27 protein-coding genes are annotated in these 26227 nt (G+C 65.8%); 17 read left to right on the top strand and 10 right to left on the bottom strand.

The features are described 5' to 3' along the window. Positions 1-62 precede the first annotated feature (62 nt). The 5 genes from B7G53_RS12730 to B7G53_RS12715 all read left to right on the top strand — a co-directional run bounded on the left by B7G53_RS12730 (position 63) and on the right by B7G53_RS12715 (position 4120). Positions 63-809 (top strand): c-type cytochrome, encoded by a 747-nt coding sequence (locus B7G53_RS12730; RefSeq protein WP_255249999.1) that lies wholly within the window; start codon positions 63-65, stop codon positions 807-809. Next, on the top strand, positions 806-2083 hold the full coding sequence (locus B7G53_RS12725; protein WP_096668229.1) for a c-type cytochrome: 1278 nt from the start codon (positions 806-808) through the stop codon (positions 2081-2083). The genes B7G53_RS12730 and B7G53_RS12725 overlap by 4 nt, the downstream gene beginning before the upstream one ends. A gap of 237 nt (positions 2084-2320) precedes the next feature. Further along, entirely contained in the window at positions 2321-3628 is a 1308-nt protein-coding gene (locus B7G53_RS12720) for an NAD(P)/FAD-dependent oxidoreductase (RefSeq protein WP_096668166.1), read from the top strand. Positions 3629-3667: 39 nt separating this feature from the next. Further along, entirely contained in the window at positions 3668-3811 is a 144-nt protein-coding gene (locus tag B7G53_RS22855) for a hypothetical protein (protein WP_170954859.1), read from the top strand. A gap of 15 nt (positions 3812-3826) precedes the next feature. After that, positions 3827-4120, top strand: coding sequence for a VF530 family DNA-binding protein (locus B7G53_RS12715; RefSeq protein WP_096668164.1), 294 nt, complete (start codon positions 3827-3829; stop codon positions 4118-4120). Here the strand turns inward: B7G53_RS12715 and atpE are convergent. Then, complete coding sequence (gene atpE, locus B7G53_RS12710; protein ID WP_096668162.1) at positions 4117-4359, bottom strand: F0F1 ATP synthase subunit C; 243 nt, start codon at positions 4357-4359, stop codon at positions 4117-4119. The two genes, B7G53_RS12715 and atpE, sit on opposite strands and share 4 nt — an antisense overlap. A gap of 40 nt (positions 4360-4399) precedes the next feature. Between atpE and B7G53_RS12705 the strand changes: the two genes are divergently transcribed. From B7G53_RS12705 to B7G53_RS12695, 3 genes are all read left to right on the top strand, one after another. After that, entirely contained in the window at positions 4400-5101 is a 702-nt protein-coding gene (locus B7G53_RS12705; protein WP_096668160.1) for a pseudouridine synthase, read from the top strand. Between the two features lie 79 nt (positions 5102-5180). Then, positions 5181-5828 carry a dioxygenase family protein gene (locus tag B7G53_RS12700; protein ID WP_096668158.1) on the top strand — a complete coding sequence of 216 codons (648 nt, stop codon included), beginning with the start codon at positions 5181-5183 and terminating at the stop codon, positions 5826-5828. A gap of 50 nt (positions 5829-5878) precedes the next feature. Continuing rightward, the gene (locus B7G53_RS12695) at positions 5879-6634 is read left to right on the top strand and encodes an SDR family NAD(P)-dependent oxidoreductase (RefSeq protein WP_096668156.1); all 756 of its coding nucleotides are present in this window, start codon (positions 5879-5881) and stop codon (positions 6632-6634) included. A 123-nt stretch (positions 6635-6757) separates the two neighbouring features. Here B7G53_RS12695 and B7G53_RS12690 read toward each other — a convergent pair whose 3' ends face one another. From B7G53_RS12690 to B7G53_RS12660, 7 genes are all read right to left on the bottom strand, one after another. Continuing rightward, the gene (locus tag B7G53_RS12690) at positions 6758-7195 is read right to left on the bottom strand and encodes a universal stress protein (protein WP_096668227.1); all 438 of its coding nucleotides are present in this window, start codon (positions 7193-7195) and stop codon (positions 6758-6760) included. A gap of 40 nt (positions 7196-7235) precedes the next feature. Continuing rightward, a complete protein-coding gene (locus B7G53_RS12685; RefSeq protein WP_096668154.1) occupies positions 7236-7517 on the bottom strand; it encodes a DUF427 domain-containing protein in 282 nt (93 codons plus the stop codon). A gap of 191 nt (positions 7518-7708) precedes the next feature. Then, positions 7709-8389 (bottom strand): glycine zipper 2TM domain-containing protein, encoded by a 681-nt coding sequence (locus B7G53_RS12680; RefSeq protein ID WP_096668152.1) that lies wholly within the window; start codon positions 8387-8389, stop codon positions 7709-7711. A gap of 167 nt (positions 8390-8556) precedes the next feature. After that, on the bottom strand, positions 8557-9072 hold the full coding sequence (locus B7G53_RS12675) for a cupin domain-containing protein (RefSeq protein WP_096668150.1): 516 nt from the start codon (positions 9070-9072) through the stop codon (positions 8557-8559). A gap of 40 nt (positions 9073-9112) precedes the next feature. Beyond that, the gene (locus B7G53_RS12670; protein ID WP_096668225.1) at positions 9113-10294 is read right to left on the bottom strand and encodes a serine hydrolase domain-containing protein; all 1182 of its coding nucleotides are present in this window, start codon (positions 10292-10294) and stop codon (positions 9113-9115) included. A gap of 10 nt (positions 10295-10304) precedes the next feature. Continuing rightward, a complete protein-coding gene (locus tag B7G53_RS12665; protein ID WP_096668223.1) occupies positions 10305-11327 on the bottom strand; it encodes a methionine synthase in 1023 nt (340 codons plus the stop codon). Between the two features lie 67 nt (positions 11328-11394). Next, on the bottom strand, positions 11395-12405 hold the full coding sequence (locus tag B7G53_RS12660) for an LLM class flavin-dependent oxidoreductase (protein WP_096668221.1): 1011 nt from the start codon (positions 12403-12405) through the stop codon (positions 11395-11397). A gap of 106 nt (positions 12406-12511) precedes the next feature. On the opposite strand from B7G53_RS12660, the gene B7G53_RS12655 reads away from it, so the two are divergent. Next, the gene (locus B7G53_RS12655) at positions 12512-13069 is read left to right on the top strand and encodes a YaeQ family protein (RefSeq protein ID WP_096668148.1); all 558 of its coding nucleotides are present in this window, start codon (positions 12512-12514) and stop codon (positions 13067-13069) included. Positions 13070-13095: 26 nt separating this feature from the next. Here B7G53_RS12655 and B7G53_RS12650 read toward each other — a convergent pair whose 3' ends face one another. Both B7G53_RS12650 and B7G53_RS12645 read right to left on the bottom strand, forming a co-directional pair. After that, entirely contained in the window at positions 13096-13989 is an 894-nt protein-coding gene (locus tag B7G53_RS12650; protein ID WP_096668146.1) for an ion transporter, read from the bottom strand. A 162-nt stretch (positions 13990-14151) separates the two neighbouring features. Then, the gene (locus tag B7G53_RS12645) at positions 14152-15876 is read right to left on the bottom strand and encodes a long-chain fatty acid--CoA ligase (RefSeq protein ID WP_096668144.1); all 1725 of its coding nucleotides are present in this window, start codon (positions 15874-15876) and stop codon (positions 14152-14154) included. 273 nt (positions 15877-16149) lie between these two features. Between B7G53_RS12645 and B7G53_RS12640 the strand changes: the two genes are divergently transcribed. From B7G53_RS12640 to B7G53_RS12605, 8 genes are all read left to right on the top strand, one after another. Continuing rightward, positions 16150-17121, top strand: coding sequence for a Bug family tripartite tricarboxylate transporter substrate binding protein (locus tag B7G53_RS12640; RefSeq protein ID WP_096668219.1), 972 nt, complete (start codon positions 16150-16152; stop codon positions 17119-17121). 235 nt (positions 17122-17356) lie between these two features. Further along, positions 17357-18523 carry an MFS transporter gene (locus B7G53_RS12635; protein WP_096668142.1) on the top strand — a complete coding sequence of 389 codons (1167 nt, stop codon included), beginning with the start codon at positions 17357-17359 and terminating at the stop codon, positions 18521-18523. Continuing rightward, on the top strand, positions 18520-18804 hold the full coding sequence (locus tag B7G53_RS12630) for a hypothetical protein (RefSeq protein WP_096668140.1): 285 nt from the start codon (positions 18520-18522) through the stop codon (positions 18802-18804). The genes B7G53_RS12635 and B7G53_RS12630 overlap by 4 nt, the downstream gene beginning before the upstream one ends. Beyond that, positions 18801-19496, top strand: coding sequence for a DsbA family protein (locus B7G53_RS12625; RefSeq protein WP_096668138.1), 696 nt, complete (start codon positions 18801-18803; stop codon positions 19494-19496). The genes B7G53_RS12630 and B7G53_RS12625 overlap by 4 nt, the downstream gene beginning before the upstream one ends. A gap of 164 nt (positions 19497-19660) precedes the next feature. Continuing rightward, positions 19661-20035 (top strand): hypothetical protein, encoded by a 375-nt coding sequence (locus B7G53_RS12620; RefSeq protein WP_141396330.1) that lies wholly within the window; start codon positions 19661-19663, stop codon positions 20033-20035. Between the two features lie 82 nt (positions 20036-20117). Further along, complete coding sequence (locus B7G53_RS12615) at positions 20118-21401, top strand: TolC family protein (protein WP_096668134.1); 1284 nt, start codon at positions 20118-20120, stop codon at positions 21399-21401. After that, complete coding sequence (locus B7G53_RS23215) at positions 21398-23077, top strand: efflux RND transporter periplasmic adaptor subunit (RefSeq protein WP_255249998.1); 1680 nt, start codon at positions 21398-21400, stop codon at positions 23075-23077. Before B7G53_RS12615 ends, B7G53_RS23215 begins: the two co-directional genes overlap by 4 nt. 17 nt (positions 23078-23094) lie before the next feature. Next, the gene (locus tag B7G53_RS12605) at positions 23095-26208 is read left to right on the top strand and encodes an efflux RND transporter permease subunit (protein WP_096668132.1); all 3114 of its coding nucleotides are present in this window, start codon (positions 23095-23097) and stop codon (positions 26206-26208) included. Positions 26209-26227 lie beyond the last annotated feature (19 nt).

Here is a 26227-nt window from a genome sequence, read left to right as displayed (position 1 = left end):
TTTTTGCACGGCATCTGAGTCTTACGCTTGGTGACGCCATGGCTCATGATGTGGTCATGCCAATGACTTTTTCAGCAACTTCCCCTTGGGCGCGCCGACTGGCGGCCCTCACCTTGGCCGGGTCCGCCCTCGCCCCGGCGCTGGCCGCCGCGCCGTTTGAAAACACCATCGCCCAACGCACCCTGGCCTGCACCGCCTGCCACGGCGCCCAAGGGCGCGCCGGCCCCGACGGCTACTACCCACGGCTGGCCGGCAAACCCGCCGGCTACCTGTACAACCAGCTGCTCAACTTCCGCGACGGCCGGCGCCACTACGCGTTGATGACGCAGCTGGTCGATCCGCTGTCCGATGACTACCTGATGGAAATTGCGCGCTACTTTTCGGCCCTCGATCTGCCCTACCCGGGCCCGGCCGCACCGGCTGCTGCGCCTGACGTGTTGCAGCGCGGCAAGGCGCTTGTCATGCAGGGTGACCCTGGGCGGCGCCTGCCGGCCTGCGTGTCCTGCCACGGCCAGGCCATGACCGGCGTCACCCCCCATGTGCCCGGCCTGCTGGGCCTGCCGCGCGACTACCTGAACGCGCAGCTCGGCGCCTGGCGCACCGGACAGCGGCGCGCCCATGCGCCGGACTGTATGGCCGACATCGTCGCCCGGATGAGCGACGCAGACATCCATGCCGCCACCAGCTGGCTGGCGGCCCAGCCCCTGCCGGCCAGCAGCAAACCGGCGACGGCCCTGCCGGCCGCGCCCGCCGGCCAGCTGGTGCCGGCATGCGGCAGCGCCACCGCACCCCGGGGCACCCGGCCATGAAGCGGCTCGCCATCTGGATCCTGGGCCTCGCCGTGGCCATGCTGGCACTGGCCGCCCTCGTCTGGCAGCTCAACGTGCGTGATGAACCCAACGTCACGACCCCGGTGGCCACCGCCGCCGCGCTGCCGGCGCGGATAGCACGTGGTGCCTACCTCGCGCGCGCCGGCAACTGCATGAGTTGCCACACCGCGCGCGGCGGTACTCCCTACGCCGGCGGCCGCGGCATAGACACGCCGTTCGGCACCGTGTACTCGAGCAACCTGACATCCGACCGCAGCACCGGCATCGGGCAATGGTCGCCTACCCACTTCTGGCGTGCCATGCACAACGGCCGCTCCCGGGACGGCCGCCTGCTTTATCCGGCCTTCCCCTACACCAACTACACCGAAATCACGCGCGAAGACTCGGACGCGCTCTACGCCTACCTGCACAGCCTGCCGCCGGCCACGCAGCCCAACACGCCCCACACCCTGCGCTGGCCCTTCAGCACGCAGGCCGCGCTGGCGGTCTGGCGCGCGCTGTACTTCAGCCCGGGGCGTTACGAGCCCGACACGAAACAATCGGCCGAGTGGAACCGCGGCGCCTACCTGGTGCGCGGCCTGGGCCACTGCAGCGCCTGCCACAGCACGCGCAATGCGCTGGGGGCCAGCAACACCCCGCTGGACCTGGCCGGCGGCCTGATCCCGATGCAGAACTGGTACGCGCCCTCGCTGACCTCGGCGTCGGAGGCCGGCGTGGCCGACTGGACGCCGCAGGACATTGCGGCGCTGCTCAAGACCGGCGTGTCGCCGCGCGGTTCGGTGCTCGGGCCCATGGCCGAGGTGGTGCTGCACAGTACCCAGCATATGAGCGATCAGGACCTGGCGGCGATGGCCGTGTTCCTGAAGTCGCTGCCGCCTGCGCCGGTGGCCCGCGCTTCCACCGCAGTGGCTGGCCGGCCGCCGGCCGCCGGCGCCAAGCTCTACGAGCAGCATTGCGCGCAGTGCCACGGCGACCAGGGACAGGGCGTGCCGGGCGCCTACCCGGCGCTGGCCGGCAACCGCGCCGTGACCATGGACGCCACCGCCAACCTCGTGCAGATCGTGCTCAACGGCGGTTATGCCCCAGCCACGGCCGGCAACCCGCGCCCCTTCGGCATGCCGCCGTTTGTCCTGGTGCTCGACGACACCGAACTGGCCGAGCTGCTGACTTACCTGCGCAGCGCCTGGGGCCACCAGGCGAGCGCGGTGACGCCGACCGAGATCAATCGCATGCGCGGGGAGAATCAGCGGTGAGGGTTGGCTGCCTTTTTTGCCTGCTCGATCTGGCGTAGTGCCGCCAGCAAGCCGGGTCTCGCCCCGGCTTGTTGGCCGACCACCAAAGCTATCCACACCAGAAACCCAATCACTCTCACCCCGATTTCCACAACGATAGAGTCTCCACCCCAAACCCGCGGCAACATCAGGCACCCCCGGCAGTTACCATGTCGCCACAACAACACTGCCGGCGCCTGATGCCGAGGAGGGAAATTCATGCAACGTATCGTCATCGTCGGCGGCGGCGCAGGCGGGCTGGCGCTGGCCACGCAACTGGGCAAGCGTCTGGGCAAAAAAGGCCAGGCCGAAATCACGCTGGTGGACGCCGCGCGCACCCATGTGTGGAAGCCGCTGCTGCACCAGCTGGCGGCCGGCAGTTTTGACACCCATGCCGAAGAGATCGAGTATCTGGCGCAGGCGCGCTGGAACCATTTCAAGTTCCGCCTCGGCCGCCTCGAAGGCGTGGACCGCAGCGCCAAAACCCTGCAGCTGGCCGCCAGCCACGACGAGGCCGGGCGCGAGATCACGCCGGCGCAGCAGCTGGGCTACGACACGCTGGTGATTGCCGTGGGCAGCCAGACCAACGACTTCGGCACCCTGGGTGCGGCCGAGCACACGATCAAGCTGGACAGCCCGCAAGCGGCCAAACGTTTCAACGACCGCCTGATCAACGCCTGCATACGGGCGCAAACCGTGCCGCGCAGTGCCGGCAGCGGGCGCCTGACGGTGGCCATTGTCGGTGGCGGCGCCACCGGTGTGGAGCTGGCCGCCGAACTCCATGCGTCGGCCAAGGTGCTGGCCCATTTCGGCTTCGACCACATCCACCCGGAAAAAGACCTGCAGATCGTGCTGATCGAAGCGGCCCCGCGCCTGCTGGCTCAACTGCCCGAACGCCTGAGCGATGCGGCCCTGCGCGAACTGCGCAAGCTGGCCATCGAGGTGCATACCAATGAGAAGGTGGTGGAGGTCACCGCGGACAGCCTGAAGATGGCCAGCGGCAAGGTGATTTCCTCCAGTCTCTCGGTCTGGGCGGCCGGCGTGAAGGCGGCGGACTTCCTGAAAAGCCTCGGCGGTGATGCCCCCCTGGAAACCAACCGGCTGAACCAGCTCGTCGTCAACGGCAACCTGCAGACCACGGATGCCAGCATCTTCGCTTTCGGCGACTGCGCCGCCTGTCAGCAGCCCGACGGCACCTGGGTGCCGCCGCGTGCGCAGGCCGCCTACCAGCAGGCGATGTACCTGGTCAGGGCGCTGCCGCGGCTGCAGCGCGGCGAGCCGGTTTCCCCCTTTGTCTTCCGGGACCAGGGCTCGCTGGTGTCGCTGTCGGAGTATTCCTCGGTCGGCAGCCTGATGGGCAGCCTGACCAAGGGCAGTTTTTTCATCGAGGGGCAGCTCGCCAAGATCATGTACTGGGCGCTGCACAAGCAGCACCAGCTGGCGCTGGGTGGCTGGAAAAAAACCGCCCTGATCACGCTGTCGGAAATGATTGACCGCACCTATCGCCCGCGCATCAAGTTGCACTGATAATCACGCTACATCCCCATCAACCCACCGGAGAACACCATGGCAAAAGGACAGCAAAACAAGGACAAGATGGTCAAGAAGCCCAAGAAGGACACGGCGCCCCCGAAAGCCGTGTCGCCCGATGCGGTGCGTCCGACCGTCGTCACGCAAGTCCCCGTGCGCGGCAAGCTGAAAAACAAATAAAAAGCAGCCTGCAGCATGGCTGACACGCCCGCAACGCCTGCAACGTCCGATCAGTCCGGCAACCCGCTGCACGGGCTGACGCTGGAAGCGATTGTCACGGCGCTGTCAGACCATTACGGCTGGGAGGAACTGGGCCAGCGCATCAACATCCGCTGTTTCACCAGCGAGCCCAGTGTCGCGTCCAGCCTGAAGTTCCTGCGCAAGACCCCCTGGGCCCGGGACAAGGTCGAAAGCCTTTACCTGTTCATGCTGCGCGAGCAGCGGCGTGCCGCTCCGACCGTGCACAACTTCCCACCGCCCAAAAACTAGGCCGCCAGCGGGTTGGCGAACAGCAGCATCATGGCCACGCCGACACCGATCAGGAAGTTGGCATCGATCAGGCCCGCCAGCAAAAACATCTTGACCTGCAGCGGCTCCATCAGTTCGGGCTGGCGCACCGCCCCCTCGATGAAGCGGCCGCCCATCACGCCAATGCCCAGGCAGGCGCCAATCGCGCCCAGGCCGATCATCAAGCCACATGCAATCGAAATGGCACCTGCGTCACTCATGGTTTTCTCCTTCTTCAAGTTGCTTGCTGATGGGTGAATCATGAACGCGGCGGCGCAGCAAAACCATGACCCCGCAGGTCATGGCGTCCCCGACGGTTTTGAGCTCGTCCATGCCGATGCCGCCCTGCTGGTACTCGCCAAACCCGCCGGCCTGCTGGCGGTGCCGGGCAGGGGCGAAGACAAGCAGGACTGCCTGAGCGCGCGCGTCCAGGCGAGCTACCCCGACGCGCTGGTGGTGCACCGGCTGGACATGGCCACCTCGGGCCTGATGCTGATGGCGCGCAGCATCAGCATCCAGCGTGCCCTGGGCGCGCTGTTCGAACGCCGCGAGATCCACAAGCGTTATGTCGCCGTGGTCGATGGCCGGCCCACGGCGGCGCCCGGTGCCGGTCCCGCGGGCTGGAGCCTGATCGACCTGCCCATCGTGGTGGACTGGCCGCGCCGGCCACTGCGCATCATCGACGCCGAACGTGGCAAGGCCAGCCAGACGCGTTGGCGGGCCGTGGCGTTTGACGCAGCCAGCCACAGCACCCGCGTGGAACTCGAGCCCATCACCGGCCGCTCGCACCAGTTGCGTGTGCACCTGCAGGCCCTGGGCCACCCGATCCTGGGCGACAGGCTGTATGCGCCGGCGGACGTGCAAGCCCGCGCGCCCCGGCTGCTGCTGCATGCCTGCGCGCTGGGTTTGGTGCACCCGGTCAGCGGCCTGCCCCTGCAGTTCGACAGCCCCGCACCCTTCTGACACCTGCTGACAAGCCGGGGCGCCAGGCCGGAACTTCAGTGCCGGCTTCGCCTCTCATGTTGATCACCGGAGACCACCGATGCGCCCTGCCCCACCGCCTTCTTCCCCGGCCGCCCTGCTGCGCCGCCGCACCGTGGCCGCCGCCCTGGCGGCGGCGCCTGCCCTGTGGCTGGGCCCGCGCGCCCAGCCGGCCGCCAGCCGCCGCGCCACACCGGCGCAAACCGAGGGGCCGTTTTACCCGGTGGTCCTGCCCCGGGACAGCGACCACGACCTGCTGCGCAACGGCGCGCTGACTTACCCCGAAGGGCAAAGCGCCTGGATCGAGGGCAGCGTCAGCGACCTGGCCGGAAAACCCGTGGCCGGCGCGCAGGTGGAGATCTGGCAATGCGACCACGCCGGTCACTACCACCACCCGGGTGACGGCGACAGGGCCGACCGCCGCTTCCAGGGCTTTGGCCGGGTGACGGTGGGCGCCGACGGCAGCTACCGCTTTCGCACCCTGCGCCCGGTGGCCTATGCCGGGCGCACACCGCATATCCACGTCAAGGTCAGACTCGGCCAGCGGGAGCTGCTGACCACCCAGCTGTATGTGGCCGGCGACCCCGGCAATCCCCGCGACTTCCTGTGGCGCAGCCTGGGCGAGGCGGACCGCGCGGCCCTGACCGTGCCGTTTGCGCCGGGCAGCGACGGCCTGCAGGCCCGCTTTCCCATCGTGCTGGCCGCCTGATCCGCAGGAACAAGGCTCAGCGTCACCGTTTGTCGGTAATATCGCTAGCCATGACCCAACACCTCTTTATCCTCACCGGCGCCTCCCGCGGCATGGGCTTGGCCATGGCGCGCAAGCTGCTCAAGCCAGGCAACACCCTGCTGTGCATTTCACGCAAGGCCAATGAAACCCTGGCCGCCCAGGCCAAGATCGCCGGCACGCCGCTGCTGCAGTGGACGCTGGACCTGGCGCGCAGCGCGGATGCCAGCGCGCGGCTCGAACAATGGCTGCGCGAGCAGGCCCACGCCGGTTTCTCCAGCGCCGTGCTGATCAACAACGCCGGCATGATTCCGCGCATCGGCCCGCTCAGCGATGCCGACGCCGACGATCTGCGCCTGGGGCTGCGTGTCGGCCTGGAAGCGCCCATGCAGCTGACCGCGGCTTTTCTGCGCGCCACCGAAAGCTGGCCGGCGCGGCGCAAGGTGCTCAATATTTCGTCGGGGCTGGGACGCAAGGCCATGGCCTCGCAGTCCATCTATTGCGCGGCCAAGGCCGGCATGGACCACTTCACGCGTTGCGTGGCGCTCGAAGAAGCCCTCAAGCCGAACGGCGCGGCGGTCTGCTCGCTCGCGCCCGGCGTGATCGACACCGACATGCAGATCCAGTTGCGCAGCGCCGACGCGTCGGCGTTTCCCGACCAGCAGAACTTCATCAGCCTCAAGGACAAGGGCCAGCTGACGTCGCCGGACGAAGCCGCCGCGCGCATCCTGGCCTACCTGGCCCGGCCGGACTTTGGCAACCAGCCGGTGGCCGATGTGCGCGACTGAAGTCTGGTCAGCACGTCAGTTCGCTATACTTTTGATAGCTTCTTGCGCTTTCACTATATGGGATACAGCCCGATTTGATGCAAAAAAAACAGGTGGGATCGGGCAATCCCCCGAGTAAAGAACTCAGTCCCGCACCACCAGAATCGGCAAGTGCGCATGCGCCAGCACCTGCGCGGCAACGCTGCCAAGCACGAGTTTTTCCAGTCCGCGGCGCCCGTGCGACCCCAGCACAATCAGGTCGGCACCGATCGCACTGGCGGTCTCCAGAATGCCGCGGTAAACCGCATGGCCTTCGATGACGGAGGCCTTGACCGCCACACCTGCCGCTTCCAGCACCTGCGTGGCGCCCTTGAGGGCTTCGTTGGCTTCCGCCGTGGCCGCTCCGAGGTATTGGGCCTGGCCATAGGCGAAATCGGTGCCTACCCCGCTGAAGGCGTAGGGATCGATCACGTAGATCACCGTCACCTTGCTTTTGAAAGCCTGGGCCAGCCCGCAGGCCTTGTCGACCGCCATCATCGAGGTGGAGGAGCCGTCAACCGGCAACAGGATGTGTTTGAACATGATCTGGCTTTCTTCGCAAAAACTCACTCGGGCCGGGGCATCAGGGTTCGATCTTCACACCCTTCCAGAAAGCCACATGGCCCTTGATGTTGTCGGCCTCGGGTTTCGGGTCGGGGTAATACCAGGCGGCGTCGGTGTTCATCTCGCCATTGACCAGCAGCGAGTAGTAGCTGGCCTGCCCTTTCCAGGCGCACATGGTGTGGTGGTTGCTGAAGGTGACGTAGTCGCGATTGAGCGAACTTTCGGGGAAATAGTGGTTGCCTTCGAGCACCACGGTGTCGTCGCTTTGCGCAATCACTGCGCCGTTCCAGATGGCCTTCATATCACTTCTTTCATGGGTTGCCGGGGTCCGCCGTCTGCGGAGGGGAAGGGGGTTGCCTGTCAACAATCTTCGCACACTCTGCGTGAACTGCGAGGCCAGGTTGCAAACGGAAAAAAAAGAAAAGCGTGATGGTTACCCATCACGCTTTTTCGAGATTCTGTGAGAAATCGCGCCGCCAAGGCGGCGACCCATCAGGCCATGCGCAGGTTGTTGCCTTCAACAATCACGCGGGAGCCCACGGGGATCGAGCTGGACACTTCCACGTTGCGGGTCGAACCGTCGTTCATGCGCACGCGCACCTGGTAGACGGTGACTTTCTTCATGTTTTTCTCGATCTGGTTGCCGGCAAACGCACCGCCGGCGACGCCGAGCACCGTCATGGCCGTCTTGCCGTTGCCGCCGCCCACCTGGTTGCCCAACAGGCCGCCGACCACGCCGCCCGCGACGGTGCCCAGGCCGACGGTGGTGTTGCCCACAGCCACGCCGTTGACTTCGCCCTGGCGCTGAACGGCAGTCACGGCTTCCACCGTGCCGCAGTCGGCGCAGACCACGGGCTTGGGCGCCGGTGCCTGGGCCACGACAACAGGCCGGGGCTGGACGACCGGCTTGGCTGGTGCCGGCCTGGTGCTGTTGGTGCTGGTCGTGCTGTTGCTGGCCAGCTTGGTGGAAGTGCTGGATTGTGTCGTTGGGGCGAGGGCCTCGGTGCCGCCCGGCTGCGCGTCAGAACGGTTGACCACGAGTGCGGCGGCGAGCGCCATCACGGTGACCCCGAGCACGGCCACAATCGCGATCAGCGATTTGCTGTGCTGCATGCGTTGCGAGAAAGCGGGCTGGCTGCCGGGGGTGGCTGGTGTCTGGTTGTTTGTATCCATGATGGGTACTCCTTGGTTGAGCCTCAGTTGTAACCAACTCATGTGAACGCGGATGTAGGACGAGGTGACATTCGTAAGGGAAGGTTAGCGCGACCCGTCCCAAAGTGTGTCTTATTGCACACTCGCGCACAGCTTCACCCGCTGCTCACCGCAGCTTGACCTGCGCTTTACACACCACCGTGGGGGTGGGTCGGATCAATCCACAACACCTGCTCGGGCTTCTCGACCGGCGCGATATCGAGGTTGATGGCCACCGCTTCGCCGTCGCTGCGGCAGAGCACACACTCGAGCAGCTCGGTCGGACTCGCGTTGATTTCCTGGTGCGGCACATAGGGCGGCACATAAATGAAGTCGCCCGGGCCGGCCTCGGCGGTGAACTCCAGGTGCTCGCCCCAGCGCATGCGGGCCCGGCCGCGGACGACGTAAATCACGCTTTCCAGGTGGCCATGGTGGTGCGCGCCGGTCTTGGCGTTGGCATGGATGGTGACGGTGCCGGCCCAGAGCTTTTGCGCACCGACGCGGGCGAAATTGATCGCCGCCTTGCGGTCCATGCCGGGCGTGGACGGCACGTTGCCGTCCAGTTGCCCCCCAGGGATCACGCGCACACCGTCATGTTTCCAGTCGGTGCCTTCGGGCGCGTGGCTGTGCGTGTGGGGATGGCTGTGGCCGGTGTCGTGGCTCATGGTGTGTCTCCGGAAAAACCAGTTTCTGGTCCAGCAATTTCTAATCCAGCAGGGCAGCGTACACCAGGCTGCGAAACAGCGGCCGGTAGTGGTCACGCTGGTTGGGCGCCTGGATCATCAGCACCGCATACAGGTCTTCGGCCGGGTCCACAAAAAACGTGGTGCCGGCGATGCCTCCCCAGTAATACAGGCCCCTGGAGCCGTGCACGGACGCGATGCCGGTCGCGGTGCGCACGGCAAAGCCGAGGCCGAAGCCATAACCAGGCGGCAACACGTCACCCGTGACGGGGATGGCGCCCAGGTGGTCGGCTGTCATGAAGTCCACGGTACGCGAACCCAGCAGGCGCACGCCATCGAGTTCGCCCCGGTTGCGCATGAACTGCAGAAACCGCGCGTAGTCCATGGCCGTGGACAACAGGCCACCACCACCACTTTCCATGGCCGCCGCGCGGCGCGGCTCCAGCACGCGCATCGGCACACCACCGTCCGGGTCGTGTGCAAAGGGCTCGGCAATCCGCGGGTGATGGGCCTGGTCCACCGAAAAACCGGTGTCGTCCATGCCCAGCGGAACGAAGATGTGGCGGTGCAGGTACTCGCCCAGGGCCTGGCCGCTGAGCACTTCGACCAGCCGCCCCAGCACGTCCGTCGCACGGCTGTATTCCCAGACGCTGCCGGGCTGGTACATCAGCGGCAAGCCGGCCAGCACCCTGGAAAACTCCGCATTGCTGCGCTCGCGCGAGCCCATCTGCAGCTTGGCATACTGGCGCTGCACGTCGGCGCTTCCCAAAAATTCATAGGTCAGGCCGGCCGTGTGGCGCAGCAAGTCCTGCACGGTGGCGGGCCGCTGGACATCGGCCAGCGTCACCTGGCCGCCCCGCTCCACGGCAACCTTCTGGTTGGCAAATTCCGGCAGGTGCCTGGCCACCGGGTCACTGAGCAGCAGCCTGCCCTGCTCCAAAAGCATCATCACCGCCACCGACACCAAGGGTTTGGTCATGGAGTAGATGCGGAAAATCGAATCGCGGGTCATCGGGCTGCCTGCAGCCGGGTCCTGCCGGCCCAGGCTTTCGAACAGGGCGACCTGGCCGCGGCGCGCCACCAGCGCCACCGCGCCGGGCAGTCGGCCACGGTCGATGTCGGCCTGCAACACGGCCAGCAGGCGCTGCAGGCGCTCAGGGCACAGGCCGACCTCGGCGGGCGCAGCAAAAGCCAGTTCGGTCACGGCGCCCGCCTCAGGCGCCGTAACGCTCGCGCGCCAGTGCCGCACCCTGGGCCAACGCCTGCAGCTTCTTCAGGGCCACCTCGCGGTCCATGGGCGCCAGGCCGCAATTGGTGCAGGGCAGCAGGCGGTTTTTCGGCACGTACTTGAGGGCCTCGCCGATGGTGTCGGCAATCTGCTCGGGGGTTTCAATCTCGTCGCTCGCCACGTCGATCACACCGACCATCACGTCCTTGCCTTCGAGCAGGGCCATCAGGTGCGGCGGCACATGCGAGTGGTAACACTCGAGGCTGACCTGCTGGATGCTGCTTTTGGCGAGCGCGGGAAGGATTTGCTCATACTGGCGCCATTCTTCGCCCAGTGTTTTCTTCCAGTCGTCGTTCGCCTTGATGCCGTAGCCGTAGCAGATGTGCACCGCCGTCGTGCAGGTCAGGCCCTGCGCGGCACGCTCGAGCGCCTTCACGCCCCAGTCGGCGGCGTCCTTCATGTAGACGTTGAAGGCCGGTTCGTCGAACTGGATGATGTCCACGCCGTCGGCCTGCAGTGCCAGCGCCTCCTGGTTCAGCAGCTCGGCGAACGCCATGGCCATCTTCACGCGGTCGCCATAAAACTGGTCGGCCACGGTATCGACAATCGTCATCGGGCCGGGCAAGGTGAACTTGATCTTTCTGGTCGTGTGCGCGCGCAGCAGTTGCGCCTCGGCCGCATGCACACGCCCCTTGAGTTTGAGCGCCGACACGACCTGCGGCAGCATGGCGTCATAGCGGTTGTTGCGTATGCCCATCTTGACCTTGTGCTCGAAGTCGATGCCTTCGACCTGCTCGAGAAAGCCGTGCACAAAATGCTGGCGCGACTGCTCGCCGTCACCAATGACATCCAGGCCGGCATCCTCCTGCGCCTTGATCCACAGCAGCGTGGCATCGGCCTTGGCCTGCGCCAGTTCGGCGCCTTCGGCCTTCCACTGCGGCCAGAGTTTTTGGGTTTCCGACAGCCAGGCGGGTTTGGGCAGGCTGCCGGCAATGGTGGCGCTGAACAGGGGAGCAGTCATGGCGGGGTCCTCGGGTTGTTGTCTCATGGGGTTATTGTCTGATGGCGTGATGGGCTCAGGCCGGGGCGGCGCCCAACGCCTGCGCCAGCAATTCGTAGGAGCGGCGGCGCGCCACCGGGTCATGCGTCCAGGTGATGACCACCAGCTCCTCGACCTGCAGGGTGTCGGAGAGCGCACGCAGCTTGCCGGCCACCTGCCCGGCACTGCCGACCAGCGCCGTGCGCCGCAGCCGGTCGGCCTCGGCCTGCTCGGCCGTGCCGTAAGGCCGCTGCGCGACTTCCGCCGGTGACTGCAGCGGTCCCAGCGCACCCTGGTTGCGGTCGATTTTCCAGCGCTCGCGGCTGGTGAAAAGCTGCCAGGCTTGGTCCTCGGTGTCAGCGGCCAGCGCCCACACACACAGCGCGGGCTGCGGTTCGGGATGTAGCGCGCTGGGCCGGTACAGCTCGCGGTAAATGGCCAGCGCCTCTTCGGCCCCCTGGCCGTCGGTGATGAAGTACGCAAACGCATAGGGCAGGCCGTAATGCGCCGCCAGCTGCGCGCCGTAATTCGAGCTGCCCAGCATCCACAGTGTGGGCGCGCCCGGCCCGGTCGGGTTGGCCGTCACGCCGCGGCCGGGGTGGCCCTCGGGCAGGTCGACGCCGCCGACCCAGGCCTGCAGTTCACGCACCTGCCGGGGAAAATCATCGGCCGCGTGACGCGCATTCGGGTTGAGCAGCTGGGCCGTGCGCCCGTCCGAGCCCGGCGCACGCCCGACACCGAGGTCGATGCGACCCGGGGCCAGCGCCTCCAGCACGCGGAACTGCTCGGCGACCTTGAGCGCTGAATAATGCGGCAGCATCACGCCGGCACTGCCGATGCGGATGCGCTGCGTGGTGGCGGCGATCGCGGCCATCAGCACCTCGGGGGCGCTGCCGACAATCGTCGGGTGGCTGTGGTGCTCGCTGACCCAGAAACGGTCGTAGCCGAGGCCCTCGCAGTGCTGCGCAAGCGCCAGCGTTTCGCGGATGGAAGCGTCTTCGCTGCGGCCGGTAACGGCGACGGACTGGTCAAGAACGGACAAACGGATCATGCATGAACTATAGCCAGCCTGCCGCTTCCGGACAGGCGGTCGCACAAAGGTCTGTTCCAATAGGGGGTTACCGCCCGCCCCTCACCCAACCAGCAGACCCGCCATGGCACTCAAAGCCACCATCTACAAAGCACAACTGGCGATTGCCGACATGGACCGCGGCGTCTATGCCGACCACAACGTCACGATCGCGCGCCACCCCTCCGAGGCCGATGAACGCATGATGATCCGGCTGCTGGCTTTTGCGCTCAACGTGACGGCCGATGACAACAAGGGCAAGCTGGAGTTCGCCAAGGACCTGTGGGATGTCGACGAGGCAGCCCTCTGGCACAAGGACTACACCGACCAGATCCTGCACTGGATCGACGTTGGCCAGCCCGACGACAAGCGCCTGATGCGCGCCGCCGGACGCGCCGAACGTGTCACCGTCTACAGCTTTGCCAGCAGCACGCCAGTGTGGTGGAAGGCCATCGAAAGCAAGCTGACCCGCGCCGCCAACCTGGTGGTCTGGCAGATCGAGGCGGCGCAAAGCCAGGCGCTGGCCAAACTGGCCAACCGCACCATGCAGCTGCAGGTGACGATCCAGGATGGCACGGTCTGGATGAGCACCGGCAGCGAGTCGGTCGAGATCACACCGATCCGGCTCACGGCCGGCGGCTAGGAGCCTGTCGGGCTTGAGGCCAACCGTCAGGACGCCTTGCCGGCCTGCTGCTGGTAAGGCGGCAGCCGGGCGCCGCAGTTGAAGCAGAAATTCGCGTCGGCGGCGTGGCCCTCGGTCAGGCACTCGTGGCAAGTGCGTGTGGTCGGCGTCTGAAGCAGCGGGTGCCGCCGCTGCGCGGCCATTTCCGCGGTCACGATGCCGGTCGGCACGGCCAGGATGCCCCAACCCATCAGCATCATGAAAGACGCAATCAGCCGGCCCAGGTCGGTCTTGGGCGTGATGTCGCCAAAACCCACGGTTGTCACCGTGCTGATCGCCCAGTAGACCGAGGTCGGGATGCTGGTGAAGCCGTTGCCCGGCCCCTCGACCACGTACATCACCGTGCCCATGACCAGCACCACCATGACCACGGCCGACAGGAACACCAGGATCTTGCGCCCGCTGGCGGCCAAAGCGCGCCCCAGAAACTGGTATTCGGCGACATAGGCGGCCAGTTTGAAGATGCGGAACACCCGCAGCAGGCGCAGCACCCGCACATCGATGAGCGCATGCAGCTCGGGGAAAAACAGCGCCAGGTAGGTCGGCAACACGGCGACCAGGTCGATGATGCCGAAGAAGCTGGTGGCGTACTGCAGCGGCCGGCGCACACACAGCAGGCGCGCAATGTATTCGGCGGTGAACAGCAGTGTGAAAATCCACTCCAGGCCGTTGAGCGCACGCCCATGCACCTGGTGCACAGCCTGCACGCTGTCCGCCATCACCACCACAATGCTGAGCAGGATCACGGCGATCAGGGCCTGGTCGAACAGGCGTCCGGCGCGGGTGTCCGCTTCAAAAATGATGGTGTACAGGCGCAGCCGCCAGCCGGCCGGCGGCTTGTCGTACACGGGGTCAGAGGTGGGCGGTGAGTTTTGTTCCATGAGCGCAGGCGACGCCTCCAGAGCGTCGCACCTGTTCGAAGTCCGGGAGACGAACCTTAACCGATCTGGCCGGCCGCGCGCCGAGCCCTCCAGGACGCTCTTGTTTTGATAGCTGCCTGCGAGCGCCAATAAAGGGCTGCAGGCACTTTTTATTCAAAAACCTCAGGCGGTGGCGCCTTCCGCCTCCTGCAGGGTCCGCCACATCACCTTGCCCGAGCCGCTTTTCGGCAGGGCATCGACAAACTGCACGACACGCGGGTACTTGTAGGCCGCCATGTTCTCCTTGCACCAGTCGATGATGTCGGCCTCGCTGACCTGTCCCTTGTGGCTTTGCCGCAGCACCACCACGGCCTTGACGGTCTCGCCGCGGTAGGCGTCGCGCGTGGAAATGATGCAGGCCTCCTGGATGGCCGGGTGCTTGAACATCAACGCCTCCACCTCGGCCGGCCAGACCTTGAAGCCCGACGCGTTGATCATGCGTTTGAGCCGGTCGGTGATGAAGAAGTAGCCCTCTTCATCGACGCGCCCGAGGTCGCCCGAGCGGAAGAAGCGCTTGCCGTCGATCTCGATGAAGGCTGCCTCGGTGGCCTCGGGCCGCTTCCAGTAGCCGGAGAAATTCTGCGGCCCGCACATGATGATTTCGCCCTGCTCGCCCAGCGGCATTTCCTCCAGTGTCAAGGGGTCGATCACGCGTGCATCGACATTGAGAAAAGGCACGCCCAGGCACTGCTGCTTGGTGGCGTCGGGCGGGTTGCTGTGCGAGGGTGCGGCGGTTTCCGTCAGGCCATAACCTTCGGCAAAACGCAGGCCGTACTGCTCCCACAGGCGCTGGGCCACGGCCTGCGGCATGGCCGCGCCGCCGCCGCCGATATAGACCAGGCTGCTCAAATCAAACTCTGCAAAGTTCGGGCTGGCCAGCAGGTCGATCACCATGGTCGGGATGTTGGTCCAGTGGGTCACGCGCCATGTGGAGATCAGCCGGCCCGCCAGTTCGCGGTCCCAGCGCGGCATGATGACCAGCGTGGCGCCGCCGTAGATCGAGGCATGCATGACCGACACCATGCCGGTGATGTGGAACATGGGCACGACCGAGAGCACGGTGTTTTCCGGCGTGCTGTTGCCCCACAGGCTGCTGGCCACCGCGTTGTGCATGATGCTGGCATGGGTGTGCATGCAGCCCTTGGGCAGGCCGGTGGTGCCGCTGGTGTAAGGCAGCACCGCCAGGTCCTGCGGCGTGGCGGTGTGGTCGGGCAGCCGGCCCTGCGCGCCCTGCGCCAGCGCCTCGGCCCAGGACATGACCTGGCAATCACCGGCCGCCGGTGCCGGGTGCTGCGTGCCCAGCCACTCCTGCCAGGCCGGCGGCAATGCTGCCGCTTCGGCCTGTAGATCAAAAGCATCGCTGTAATGCGTGACGATCAGGTGTTGCAGTTGCTGCCCGGGCGGTAGCTGGCTGTTGGCCTTGACCAGTTCGGGCGCCAGGTCCGCCGCGGTGATGGCCACCCGGGCGTCCGGGTCGATGATGTAGTGCTTGAGCTCTTCGGCGCGGTTCATCGGGTTGACCGGCACCACCACGGCATTGGCCCGCAGGATGGCAAAGTGGGCAATCACCCATTGCGGGCAGTTCTGCATGTTCAGCACCACCCGGTCGCCTTTTTTGACACCCATGTCGTGCAGCGTGGCCGCCAGGCGCTCGGCTTTGTCCAGCACCTCGGCATAGGTGAAGACGCGCCCGAAAAACACCAGCGCCGCCTTGTTCGGGTAACGCAGCGCGCTGACCGCCAGGTTGTGCCACAACGAAGTGGCCGGTGCCGTGATGCGGTGCGGCAGGCGCTTGGGCCAGACCTTGTAATGCAGGGTATGCGGGACGGCGCTTTTGCTAGCTGCCATTGCAGCTGTTTTCGGGTCGGACAAATCGGGCTCCAGATTGCAGGAAATTGAAGCTACAGCCTACTCCACCTGTACCGCCCGTCCATCGGGGAAGCTCCTGATAAAACAGTGTCGCCTGAGCGACCTCGCCTGACTATGATGAAACCCTGCGCGCAGCCAGCGGCCGGGCCGGGAGCGTTGCCTCCACCGCCCGCGCCGGCTGCGATTTCCCGGCTGGCCACACCACCAAGAAACACCATGCGCTTTTTTTCCGCCCACGCCCTGTTCCCCACCCTGCGGCCACGGACGCTGATCAAGGCCTGCCTGGTCGCTGCCTCCGCGCTGGCCGCGTCCGCAGCGCTGGCCGCCTTTCCCGACAAGCCCATCCGCGTGGTGATCGGTTTTCCGGCGGGCGGGCCGCTGGACCAGCATGCACGCCTGCTGACCGAACGGCTGCAGGCCGTGCTGGGGCAGCCGGTCATCATCGACTACAAGTCGGGCGCCGGCGGCACGGTCGGGGCGCAGGACGTGATGAAGGCCCCACCCGACGGCTACACCCTGATGCTGGCCAACACCGGCGTGATGGTCATCAACCCGGCGCTGTACACGCGGCTGCCCTACAGCACGCTGCGCGACTTCACGCCAATCGCCCGCACCGCCATGCAGCCGCTGGCCCTGCTGGTCAATCCCAAACTGCCGGTCAACACGCTGAAGGAATTTGTCGACTACGCCCGCGCGCGCCCCGGCCAGATCAACTACGGCTCGGCCGGCAATGGCGGCATCAGCCACCTGGTGCCCGAAATGTTCAAGAACGCCACCGGGCTGTTCATGGTGCACATTCCCTACCGCGGCAGTGCCCCGGCCTTCACCGACCTGATGGGCGGCCAGGTGCAGTTCATGGGCGAGTCGATTCCGCAGGCGGCCGCGTACCACAAGCAGGGCAAGGTGCGTGCCCTGGCCGTCACCAGCAAGGCGCGCAACCCGGCCCTGCCCGATGTGCCCACCGTCATGGAGTCGGGCATCAAAAATTTCGAAGTGGTCGGCTTTTACGGCTTTCTGGCGCCGGCCGGGTTGCCCGCGGACGTCACCGCGAAACTGAGCGATGCCTTCAAACAGGTCATGACCAGCGCCGAGGTCCGCAACCGCATGATCACCCAAGGCGCCGACCCGGCCTTCATGGGCAGCGAGGAGTTCGGCAAATTCCTCTCCGCGGAAATGCCGCGCTGGGCTCAGGCGGTCAAGGCGTCGGGCGCCAGGCTCGATTGACGGCCGGGACTCCGCCCCCTGGCGTCCCCGCCACTCCCACCGCGCGGCCAACCCAAAGCCGCGCGCGTTTGGCGCCATCCGGGCACAATCAGCAAATAGCCGGCGTGCAGGCACTCTACTTTTCATAGCAGCCTGCGTCCGTATTTATTGGGCTGAGACCCGTTTCATTGATTATTTTTCAGAACTTGCCCGGTGCACGTCAAAACGCCCGGGTGCTGTTTGCCCACCTGCAACCATGCCGCCTGTTCTTTATCTCTTCGCCCTGTGCAACCTGGTCATCGGCAGTGGCGCCTTTGTGCTGGGCGGCATTCTGGTGCCGCTGAGCGAGTCGCTCCACATCAGCCTGGCCGCGGCCGGTCAGGCCATGACGGCCTACGCGGTGTCCACCGCGCTGCTGGCGCCGGTGCTGATCATTGCCACCGCACGCTGGCCGCGCAAACGTGCGGTGCAGCTGGCCCTGGCCCTGTTTGCCGCCGGCTGCCTGGTGTGCGCACTGTCGGGCAGCCTCGTCATGCTGCTGCTGGGCCGGGTGCTGATGGGCGCCGGCGCGATGTTCAGCGCCGCGGCCTCGGCGCTGGCCGTCAGCCTGGTGGCGCCGGCACTGCGCGGCCGGGCCTTGTCCATCACCTTTCTGGGCATGAGCATCAGCTATGCGGTGGGCGTGCCGGTCGGTGCCTGGCTCGGCTTTGAATACGGCTGGCGCGTGCCGGTCTGGCTCTCGGCAGGCGCCAGCTTGGCGGCGCTGGTGGCGGCCAGCTGGCTGCTGCCCGCCAACCTGGCCTCGGCCGGCGCCAATTTCTCCGGCTTCGGCGTAGCGGCGCGGCAGCCCGCCGTGCTGCGCACCTGGCTGCGCACGCTGCTTTATTTCGTGGCGATTTTCAGCGTGTTTGCCTACATCGGCCCGGTGCTGCAGGCGCTCAACCCCCTGAGTTCCACGCAGCTGTCCATCACGCTGGCGGTGTTCGGTCTGGCCGGCGTGGCCGGCACGCTGTCGGGCGGCTGGGCCAACGACCGCTTCGGCTCCCTGCCCACCATGCGCGTTCAACTGGCGGTGCTGGTGACCACCATGGCCGTGCTGCCGCTCACGCGCGGCCACCTCTATGCGACCATGGCGACACTCGTCGTCTGGGGCATCGCCGGTTTCGGCGTGATGGCGCCGCAGCAAAGCCGCCTGGCCGGCATGGCACCGGCCCAGGCGCCGCTGCTGCTGAGCCTGAACGGCTCCATGTTGTATGTGGGCACGGCACTGGGCGCCGTCATCAGCGGCGCCATGCTGGACCACCTTCCTCTGTCGCAACTGGGCTGGGTGGGCGTGCCCTTCGGCCTGCTGGCGCTGCTGACGCTGGCGTTTGAACCGGCGCAGGTCCGGCCTGTGGCCGGTGCCGCCACCGGATCGCCATGACGGCCCGTGACCAGCTCGCCAGCCTGGCCACTGCCTTGCAGCAGTTGCGCAGCGATGCGCTGGGCATACCGGCGTTTTCCCGGCTCGCGCAAAGCCAGACGGCGCTGCAAGCGGCACTTCCGGCAAGGTATGCGGAGGTGCTGCAGCAGTTGCTCGACAGGCTCGAGTCCAGTGCCCTCTTCAGCGAAGAAAGTTGCTCGTTCAGCCAGAAGGAACTGCTGGACAGCCTGCAGCTGTGGGTGGACAAGGCCCAGACCCTGCTTGACAAGACCAGCCCATGAACACGCCAACGCCGACGCCTGCTCCAACTTCTGCTCCTGCTCCTGCTGTCACCCTGATTTATGTCGGCGACCCGATGTGCTCCTGGTGTTACGGTTTTGGCGTGCCGCTGGGGCAGTTGCTGGCGCGCTTTCCCGAGGTGCCGGTGCAGCTGGTGCTGGGCGGCCTGCGCGCCTACAACACGCAGGTGATGGACGCCGCGCTGAAGGACAAGCTGCGCAACGCCTGGGCAGAAGTCGGCAGGCGCTCCGGCCAGCCGTTTTCACAGGCGCTGTTCGAACGCGAGGACTTCATCTACGACACCGAGCCGGCCTGCCGTGCGGTCGTCACGGTGCGCCGGCACGCGCCGGCGCTGGCCCTGCGCATGTACCACGCGATCCAGCAGGCCTTTTATGCGCAGGGACGCGACGTCACCAAGGCGGCGGTGCTCGCTGAAATCTGGGACGAGCTGCGTGGCCGCACCCAGGAGGCCTGGGGCCACATTGACTTCCTGCGCGACGTCGAGAGTGAAGCCATGCGCCAGCAGACCAGAGACGATTTTTCGCAGGCGCAGCGCTGGGGCATACGCGGCTTTCCCGCACTGCTGGCCGTGCGGGATGGCCAGGCCCAGTTGCTGGCCAGCGGCTACACCGGGGCCGATGTGCTCATCGAACGCCTGGCAGCGCTGGCCGGCCCGCGGGACCACACCCGCTAGACGTGGCGTTTTTTCGGTGCCGGGGCCGCCGGGCCCGCGGCCTGCGCATCGGCCAGCTCGTGCGAGGAATTGCGCTGAGGCCAGCACGCATCAGCAGCAGTTTGCCGGCCTTGATTCATCCCTTACGCGCCGCGGGGACTTTGCCGGCTGTTAGCATGGCGCCCGTGAAACGTTTTATTTGTCACGTCCTGATCGTCTGGCTGGCGCTGCTGTCGAGCGGCGCCCATGCCCACGCAGCGGCCGACGCCGCGCAGGAACTCGGCCACATCGCCGCCCACGCCGTGGAGGCCCAACTGGCCGGCGCAGAGGCCGCTGAAAAATCCGGCATGACCCATGAACATGGCCACACCGAGTCCTGTAGCCATAGCCACTGCGGCCATGGCCACACGACCGGCATGCTGGCTGCCCAGTTCCGTTACACCGATGCGAGCGTCGGCGCCCCGCTGCCCACGCGGCAGGCCTGGGCCAGCCGCGAGCAGCCCAACAGCATCGAGCGCCCCAAATGGAAGTTCACCACGCCATCTGTGGTGAACCTTTGAGCTGACGGGCGCTTAAACTCTTTTTTTCCATCCGCCCTCGCGCAAATGTTCGCCGAAGTTTCAGTCACTTCGGAGAACGCTCTTGCCTTACTTTTCCCCCTTCTGCCTGGCACAGCCGGCCTGTGCGGCCCTGGTGCTGGCGTCTGCCTTTGTTGCCGCCGCGACCGCACAAACGTCCCCCTTGCCACTACCCCCTGGCCCGGAAGCCACCGCCCCGGCGCGCAGCGGCCCCAACCTGCGCGAGGCACTCGATGCCGCCTGGGCCCTGAGCCCGGCGGCCCGCAGCGCCGACAGCCGCCGCGCGCAACTGCAGGCCCGGGAACGCGCCGCTTCGTCCTGGATCAACGGCTCGCCCAGCGCCCTGCTGGCGCAACGCAGCGACCGCTTCAACAACAACGGCGGCTTACTGGAATACGAAGCCGAGCTGGAATTCCCGGTCTGGAGCCCCGGCGTGCGCGGCGCCACCCAGCGTGAGCTTGCAGCGCTGCGCTTGGGTTTCGAACCACAGCAGCTGGTGGCGCGGCTGAAACTTGCTGCAGAGGTGCGCGAAGCGGCCGCCAGCTTGGCTGTGGCGCGTACCGAACGCGACTTGGCTCAACGCAAACACGGCGAGGCGCTGGCGTTGGCGCAGGATGTGCAACGCCGCGTGAAAGCCGGCGACAGCGCGCGCGTGGATGAGTTGCAGGCACAGTCTTTGGTAGCGCAGGCCGCCAGCGGACAAGAGCAGGCGGGGCAGACCCTGGCCCGCCTGCAAAACCAGTGGCTGGCCCTTACCGGGCTGGCCGCCGTGCCGTCGCTGGAGGAGCCGCTACCACCCGCCAACCCGGTCATTGGTCCAGACCACCCTGCGATACAGGCCGCACAGACGCGGGGCCAGGCGGCGCAAGCGGCGCTCGAGCTGAGCGAAACCGACAAGCGTGACCCGATGTCAGTCGGTGTAGGTGTCACGCGCGAACGTTCGGCCTTCGGCGCCGCGGGCGAGAACAGCTTGCGTCTGGCGCTGAAAATTCCCTTCGGTACCGACAGCCGCAATGCCCCGCGCATCGCTGCGGCACGCGCAGAACTCGACGCCGCGCAGGCCGAACTGGATGCTGCCCAGCGGCAGGTACAGACCGAACTGGCATCGGCACTGGCCGAACTCGACGCCGCCCGCCGCACGCAAGCCAGCATGACCGAACGCGCGCGCCTGAGCACCGAGGTGCAAGCCCTGGTGGCCAAGGCTTACCGCCTGGGCGAGTCCGACCTGCCGACCCGCCTGCGCGCCGACAGCGAAAAGTTTGAAGCCGATCTTTCCCTGGCGCGCTCCCGTGTGGGCCTGCAGCGCGCCGTATCCCAATTAAATCAAGCCCTTGGATTGCTCCCATGAACCCCATTTACAAGCCAAATAAGCCTCTAGCCCATATCCAGAAAGTGCTGGCAGCTATTTTTTTCATAGCGTTTAATTTCTTCGCCACGGCCTGGGCGGCGGGAGACCACGGCGCAGAAGCGCCAGCAACGGCCGGCGCGGTCACCTCACCGCGTATCAGCAGCCACTCCGACCTGTTCGAGCTGGTCGGGGTCGTCGAGAACGGGGAGATGAAAATTTACCTGGACCGCTACACGAGCAACGAGCCGGTCACCGACGCGAAGATCGAGGTCGAGGCCGGTGCAGCCAAAGGAACCGCCGCGCCCCAGCAGGACGGCAGTTACAGCTTCAAACATGAGTTGCTGGGCCAGCCGGGCACGCTGGCCGTCAGTTTTGTCATCGCCGCAGGAAAGGACACCGACCTGCTGGCTGGCGACCTGGTCATTACAGACCCGCACGCTGAAGACGATCATGCCGGCGTGAAGCGGCCCTGGCTGCGTTGGGCAGCCTATGCAGGCGCTGCGCTGCTTCTTGTGGCGACGGCCATCGCCGTCTTCAAGCGTCGGCGCGGAAAAGTCGTTGCTAGCATTTTTATAGCTGCTGGTGCTTTAGTGATGGGCGCCACAGCCACTTTTGATGCCCAAGCCGCTGCCGGCCACGACCACGGCGAAGAATCCGCGCCCGCCACAGGCGGCAATACGCCGCAGCGCCTGACCGACGGAGACGTGTTTTTGCCCAAGGCGAGCCAGCGGCAACTCGGCGTGCGCACCATCAGCGTCGAAGAAGCGTCCCTGCCGACCACCGTCGAGCTGACAGGCCGGGTGGTGCTGGACAGCAACGCCGGCGGCAAGGTGCAACCCACACAGGCTGGGCGCATTGAAGCCGGACCGCGCGGCCTGCCGCAACTCGGGCAGGCGGTGCGCAAGGGTGAAGTCCTCGCAGTCGTGCGTGCCTCCAGCAGCGCCATCGAACGCGCCAACCAGCAGGCGCAAAGCGCTGAGCTCAATGCCAGCCTGGACCTTGCCCGCAGGCGCGTGGACCGGCTGCAGCAACTCGAAGGCACGGTGCCACAAAAAGACATTGAAGCAGCGCAGTCCGACGTGCTCAGCCTGCGCCAGCGCGCAGCCGCCGTGACCGGCAGCGTGTCAGCCACCGAAGCGCTGGTGGCGCCCGTCTCCGGTGTGATTGCCGCCGCCAACGTGGTGGCTGGTCAGGTAGTCGATGAGCGCGAAGTGTTGTTTGAAATTGTCGACCCCTCGCGCATGAGTGTGGAGGCCAGTGCCTTTGATGCCGCACTGTCGGCCAACATCGCTTCGGCCAGCGCCAGCGCGGCCCCCGGCACCAGCGTGCCGCTGCAATTTGTGGGCGCGGGCAGCAGCCTGCGCGAGGGCGCGATCCCGCTGGTGTTTCGCACCGTGCCAGGCAAAAACGCCCCGCCGCTGTCCATCAACCAGCCGGTCAAGGTGACGGTGCAGACCACAAGCCAGGTCAAGGGCTTTGCCATACCCACCGGCGCCGTGGTCAAGAACGCCAGCAACCAGGACATGGTATGGATTCACACCGGCGCCGAACTTTTCGCGCCACGCACCGTGCGCCAGGTGCCGCTGGATGGCAGCACTGCAGCCGTTGTCGATGGCCTGAAAACCGGTGACCGGGTGGTGACGCAAGGTGCGCCACTGGTCAACCAGGTTCGCTGAGAACAGGGCCACACACCATGTTTGAAAAACTCATTCATGCCGCCCTCGGCAACCGCCTGATGGTGGTGGTGCTGTCGGTGGTGCTGCTGCTGGTCGGTGCGCTCACGCTGGTGAAAATGCCGGTCGATGTCTTCCCCGACCTGAACAAACCCACGGTGACGCTGCAGGCCGAGGCCGGCGGCATGGCGCCCGAAGAAGTCGAGCAACTGATCACCGCGCCGCTGGAAATTGCCATGGGCGGCATCCCGGGCGTGGAAAGCATACGCTCGATCTCCAGCGTCGGCCTGTCTTTCGTCTACGTCACCTTCGACTGGAAAACCGACATCTACCGCGCCCGCCAATTGGTGGGCGAGCGACTGCAACTGGCCCGCGAGCAGTTACCGCAGGGCGTGACGCACGTTGGCATGGGGCCAATCAGCTCGGTCATGGGCGAGATCATGCTGCTGGCATTGCCGATTGACACCAGCAAGATCAGCCCGATGGCGGTGCGTGAATACGCCGACTTCGTGATGCGCCCGCGCCTGCTCACCCTGCCCGGCGTGGCCCAGGTGGTTCCGATTGGCGGCGAGGTGCGCCAGTACCAGGTGCAACCCGACACCGCGCTCATGGCAGCACTCAAGGTTGATCTGGAAAACGTCGAGTCTGCGCTCAAAGGCTTTTCGGGCAACTCCAGTGGCGGCTTTCTCGAACTCAATTCACGCGAGTACCTGATCCGCAACATCGGCCGCACCACGCGGCTGCAGGACCTGGAGCGCCTGCCGGTGGCGTTTCAAAACGGCAAACCGATTCAGCTCAACCAGGTCGCCAAGGTCACGTTTGCACCGGCCATCAAGCGCGGCGATGCGGGCCTGAACGGCCAGCCGGCGGTGATTTTGGGCATTCAGAAGCAGCCCGATGCTGACACCGTGAAGTTGACGGAAAAAATCGAGGCCGCCATAGCAGAGCTGAAAAAAGGCATGCCCCCAGGCATGGGCGAGCCTAAAGTCACCATGCGCCAGGCTACCTTTATTGAATCGTCGGTGAACACACTCAAAGGCAAGTTGATGCTGGCGTTTGCCGTTGTGGCGGTGGTACTGTATTTATTTCTGCTGAACGTTCGTACCACCGTGATTTCGCTGGTGGCCATACCGATTTCGTTCATGGCGACCGTGCTGGTTTTCAAGTATTTCGGTTTCTCCATCAACACCATGACGCTGGGCGGTCTCACGATTGCCATCGGCGAGCTGGTCGATGATGCCGTGGTGGGCGTGGAAAATGTGCTGCGCCGCCTGAAGATGGACCGCGCCGCGCATCCCACCAGGCGGCTCGGCCCCCTGGAGTTGATTGCCAAGGCCACACTGGAAGTACGCTCTGGCATCGTGATTGCCACCTTGATTGTTGTGCTGGTGTTGGTGCCGCTGTTCTTTTTGCCGGGTGTCGAGGGGCGCTTGATGCAGCCGCTGGCTGTGGCCTACATCGTCGCCATGCTTGCATCAATGCTCGTGTCGGTGACGCTCACGCCAGTGATGGCGTATTACCTGTTACCGGGAATGAAAGGGCTGGACCATGGAGATACGAGGGCCCAGCTATGGCTGAAAGCACGCTACGCGAGAGCACTGGCGTATGTACTGGGGCGTCCTCGCGCCTGGGTGACCGCTGGCGCGGTTGCTGCCGCACTGGCAATGGCAGCAGTGCCGTTCTTTCCCACGACTTTCTTGCCGCCGTTCAACGAAGGCGTGGCGCTGGTCGGCCTGCGGCTGAACCCCGGCACCACACTCACGGAATCGGCCCGCATTGGCAGCATTGCTGAAAAAGCACTGGCCAGCCTGCCCGAGGTGGAACATGTAGGCCGCCGCTCGGGCCGGGCCGAGCTAGATGAACATGCCGAGGGCGTCCATGTGTCGGAGCTGGACTTGAAGCTCAAACGCAGCGAGCGCAGCATGGAAGAGATCTACGCGGACATCCGTAGCCGCGTCGCCACCCTGCCCGCGGCCATCGGCATCGGCCAGCCGATCAGCCACCGTATCGACCACATGTTGTCGGGCGTGCGCTCACAAATCGCCATCAAGATATTCGGCGACGACCTGGACACCCTGCGCACGCAGGCCGCGGCGTTGCGGCAAAAGCTCGCGGGCATTGAAGGTGTGGTGGACCTGGAGGTGGAAAAACAGGTGCTGACGCCGCAAATCAGGATCCAGGTGGACTATGACCGTGCCCTGGGCCTGGGCCTGCCACCGGCCAAACTGCTGCAAGAGCTGCAGGTGCTGATTGATGGTGAAAAAGTCACGCAGATCGTCGAAGGCAGCCGCCGCTTCAACCTGGTGCTGCGCCTGCCGGAAGCCTCTCGCGGCATCGAGGGCCTGCGCAACCTGATGATTGACACGCCCGGTGGCCGTGTGCCGCTGAGCCAACTGGCCAGCGTGGAGGAATCCGACGGCCCCAATCAGGTCAGCCGCGACGACGGGCGCAGGCGCATCGTGTTGTCGGCCAACACCCAGGGCAGGGCGCTGAGCGAAGTGGTGGCCGACATGCGGGCGTCGATTGCTGGCACGGCCTTGCCCGAGGGCTACTTCATCACGATAGGCGGGCAGTTCCAGGCGCAGGAAGACGCCTCGCGCCTGATCGGCCTGCTGTCGCTGGCCTCGGTGGCGATGATCTTTTTAATTCTTTACTCGCGCTACAGATCCGGTGTACTGGCGGCCATCATCATGGCCAACATTCCGCTGGCGCTGGTCGGCGCGGTGGTGGGGCTGTGGCTGTCCGGCCAGCCGCTTTCGGTGGCGGCGCTGGTGGGCTTCATCACGCTGGCTGGCATTGCAATCCGCAACGGCATTTTGAAGGTGTCGCACTACATCAATCTGTGCGCCTTTGAAGGTGAAAACTTCGGCAACGCCATGCTACTGCGCGGCTCGCAGGAGCGCTTGACGCCGGTGCTGATGACCGCACTGGTGGCCGCCCTGGCTCTGGCCCCGCTGCTGTTCGAGGCCGATATGCCGGGTACCGAAATTTTGCACCCGGTGGCGGTGGTGATTTTCTCGGGCTTGATCACCTCGACCCTGCTCGACTCGTTTTTGACGCCGGCCATGGTCGCGCTGTTTGGCCGCAAGCCGATAGAGGCTCTGATTGCCGACTCCGGTTCCGAAACGTTTTGATTTCCCCACAACTTTGTTA

Origin of the sequence: Polaromonas sp. AET17H-212, from assembly GCF_002379085.1 — a bacterium.
Taxonomy (GTDB): Bacteria; Pseudomonadota; Gammaproteobacteria; order Burkholderiales; family Burkholderiaceae_C; genus Polaromonas.
This window is presented reverse-complemented; position numbering and strand designations above follow the sequence as displayed.

Bases quoted from the DNA above. Each gene is read 5' to 3' on its own strand.
- B7G53_RS12675 (WP_096668150.1), bottom strand. From the start codon at position 9,072: ATGAGCCACGACACCGGCCACAGCCATCCCCACACGCACAGCCACGCG.
- B7G53_RS12650 (WP_096668146.1), bottom strand. From the start codon at position 13,989: ATGGAACAAAACTCACCGCCCACCTCTGACCCCGTGTACGACAAGCCG.
- B7G53_RS12700 (WP_096668158.1), top strand. From the start codon at position 5,181: ATGCGCCCTGCCCCACCGCCTTCTTCCCCGGCCGCCCTGCTGCGCCGC.
- B7G53_RS12690 (WP_096668227.1), bottom strand. From the start codon at position 7,195: ATGTTCAAACACATCCTGTTGCCGGTTGACGGCTCCTCCACCTCGATG.
- B7G53_RS12715 (WP_096668164.1), top strand. From the start codon at position 3,827: ATGGCTGACACGCCCGCAACGCCTGCAACGTCCGATCAGTCCGGCAAC.
- B7G53_RS12605 (WP_096668132.1), top strand. From the start codon at position 23,095: ATGTTTGAAAAACTCATTCATGCCGCCCTCGGCAACCGCCTGATGGTG.
- B7G53_RS12655 (WP_096668148.1), top strand. From the start codon at position 12,512: ATGGCACTCAAAGCCACCATCTACAAAGCACAACTGGCGATTGCCGAC.
- atpE (WP_096668162.1), bottom strand. From the start codon at position 4,359: ATGAGTGACGCAGGTGCCATTTCGATTGCATGTGGCTTGATGATCGGC.
- B7G53_RS12645 (WP_096668144.1), bottom strand. From the start codon at position 15,876: ATGGCAGCTAGCAAAAGCGCCGTCCCGCATACCCTGCATTACAAGGTC.
- B7G53_RS12635 (WP_096668142.1), top strand. From the start codon at position 17,357: ATGCCGCCTGTTCTTTATCTCTTCGCCCTGTGCAACCTGGTCATCGGC.
- B7G53_RS12720 (WP_096668166.1), top strand. From the start codon at position 2,321: ATGCAACGTATCGTCATCGTCGGCGGCGGCGCAGGCGGGCTGGCGCTG.
- B7G53_RS12680 (WP_096668152.1), bottom strand. From the start codon at position 8,389: ATGGATACAAACAACCAGACACCAGCCACCCCCGGCAGCCAGCCCGCT.
- B7G53_RS12730 (WP_255249999.1), top strand. From the start codon at position 63: ATGACTTTTTCAGCAACTTCCCCTTGGGCGCGCCGACTGGCGGCCCTC.
- B7G53_RS12625 (WP_096668138.1), top strand. From the start codon at position 18,801: ATGAACACGCCAACGCCGACGCCTGCTCCAACTTCTGCTCCTGCTCCT.
- B7G53_RS12685 (WP_096668154.1), bottom strand. From the start codon at position 7,517: ATGAAGGCCATCTGGAACGGCGCAGTGATTGCGCAAAGCGACGACACC.
- B7G53_RS12725 (WP_096668229.1), top strand. From the start codon at position 806: ATGAAGCGGCTCGCCATCTGGATCCTGGGCCTCGCCGTGGCCATGCTG.
- B7G53_RS22855 (WP_170954859.1), top strand. From the start codon at position 3,668: ATGGCAAAAGGACAGCAAAACAAGGACAAGATGGTCAAGAAGCCCAAG.
- B7G53_RS12630 (WP_096668140.1), top strand. From the start codon at position 18,520: ATGACGGCCCGTGACCAGCTCGCCAGCCTGGCCACTGCCTTGCAGCAG.
- B7G53_RS12705 (WP_096668160.1), top strand. From the start codon at position 4,400: ATGAACGCGGCGGCGCAGCAAAACCATGACCCCGCAGGTCATGGCGTC.
- B7G53_RS12695 (WP_096668156.1), top strand. From the start codon at position 5,879: ATGACCCAACACCTCTTTATCCTCACCGGCGCCTCCCGCGGCATGGGC.
- B7G53_RS23215 (WP_255249998.1), top strand. From the start codon at position 21,398: ATGAACCCCATTTACAAGCCAAATAAGCCTCTAGCCCATATCCAGAAA.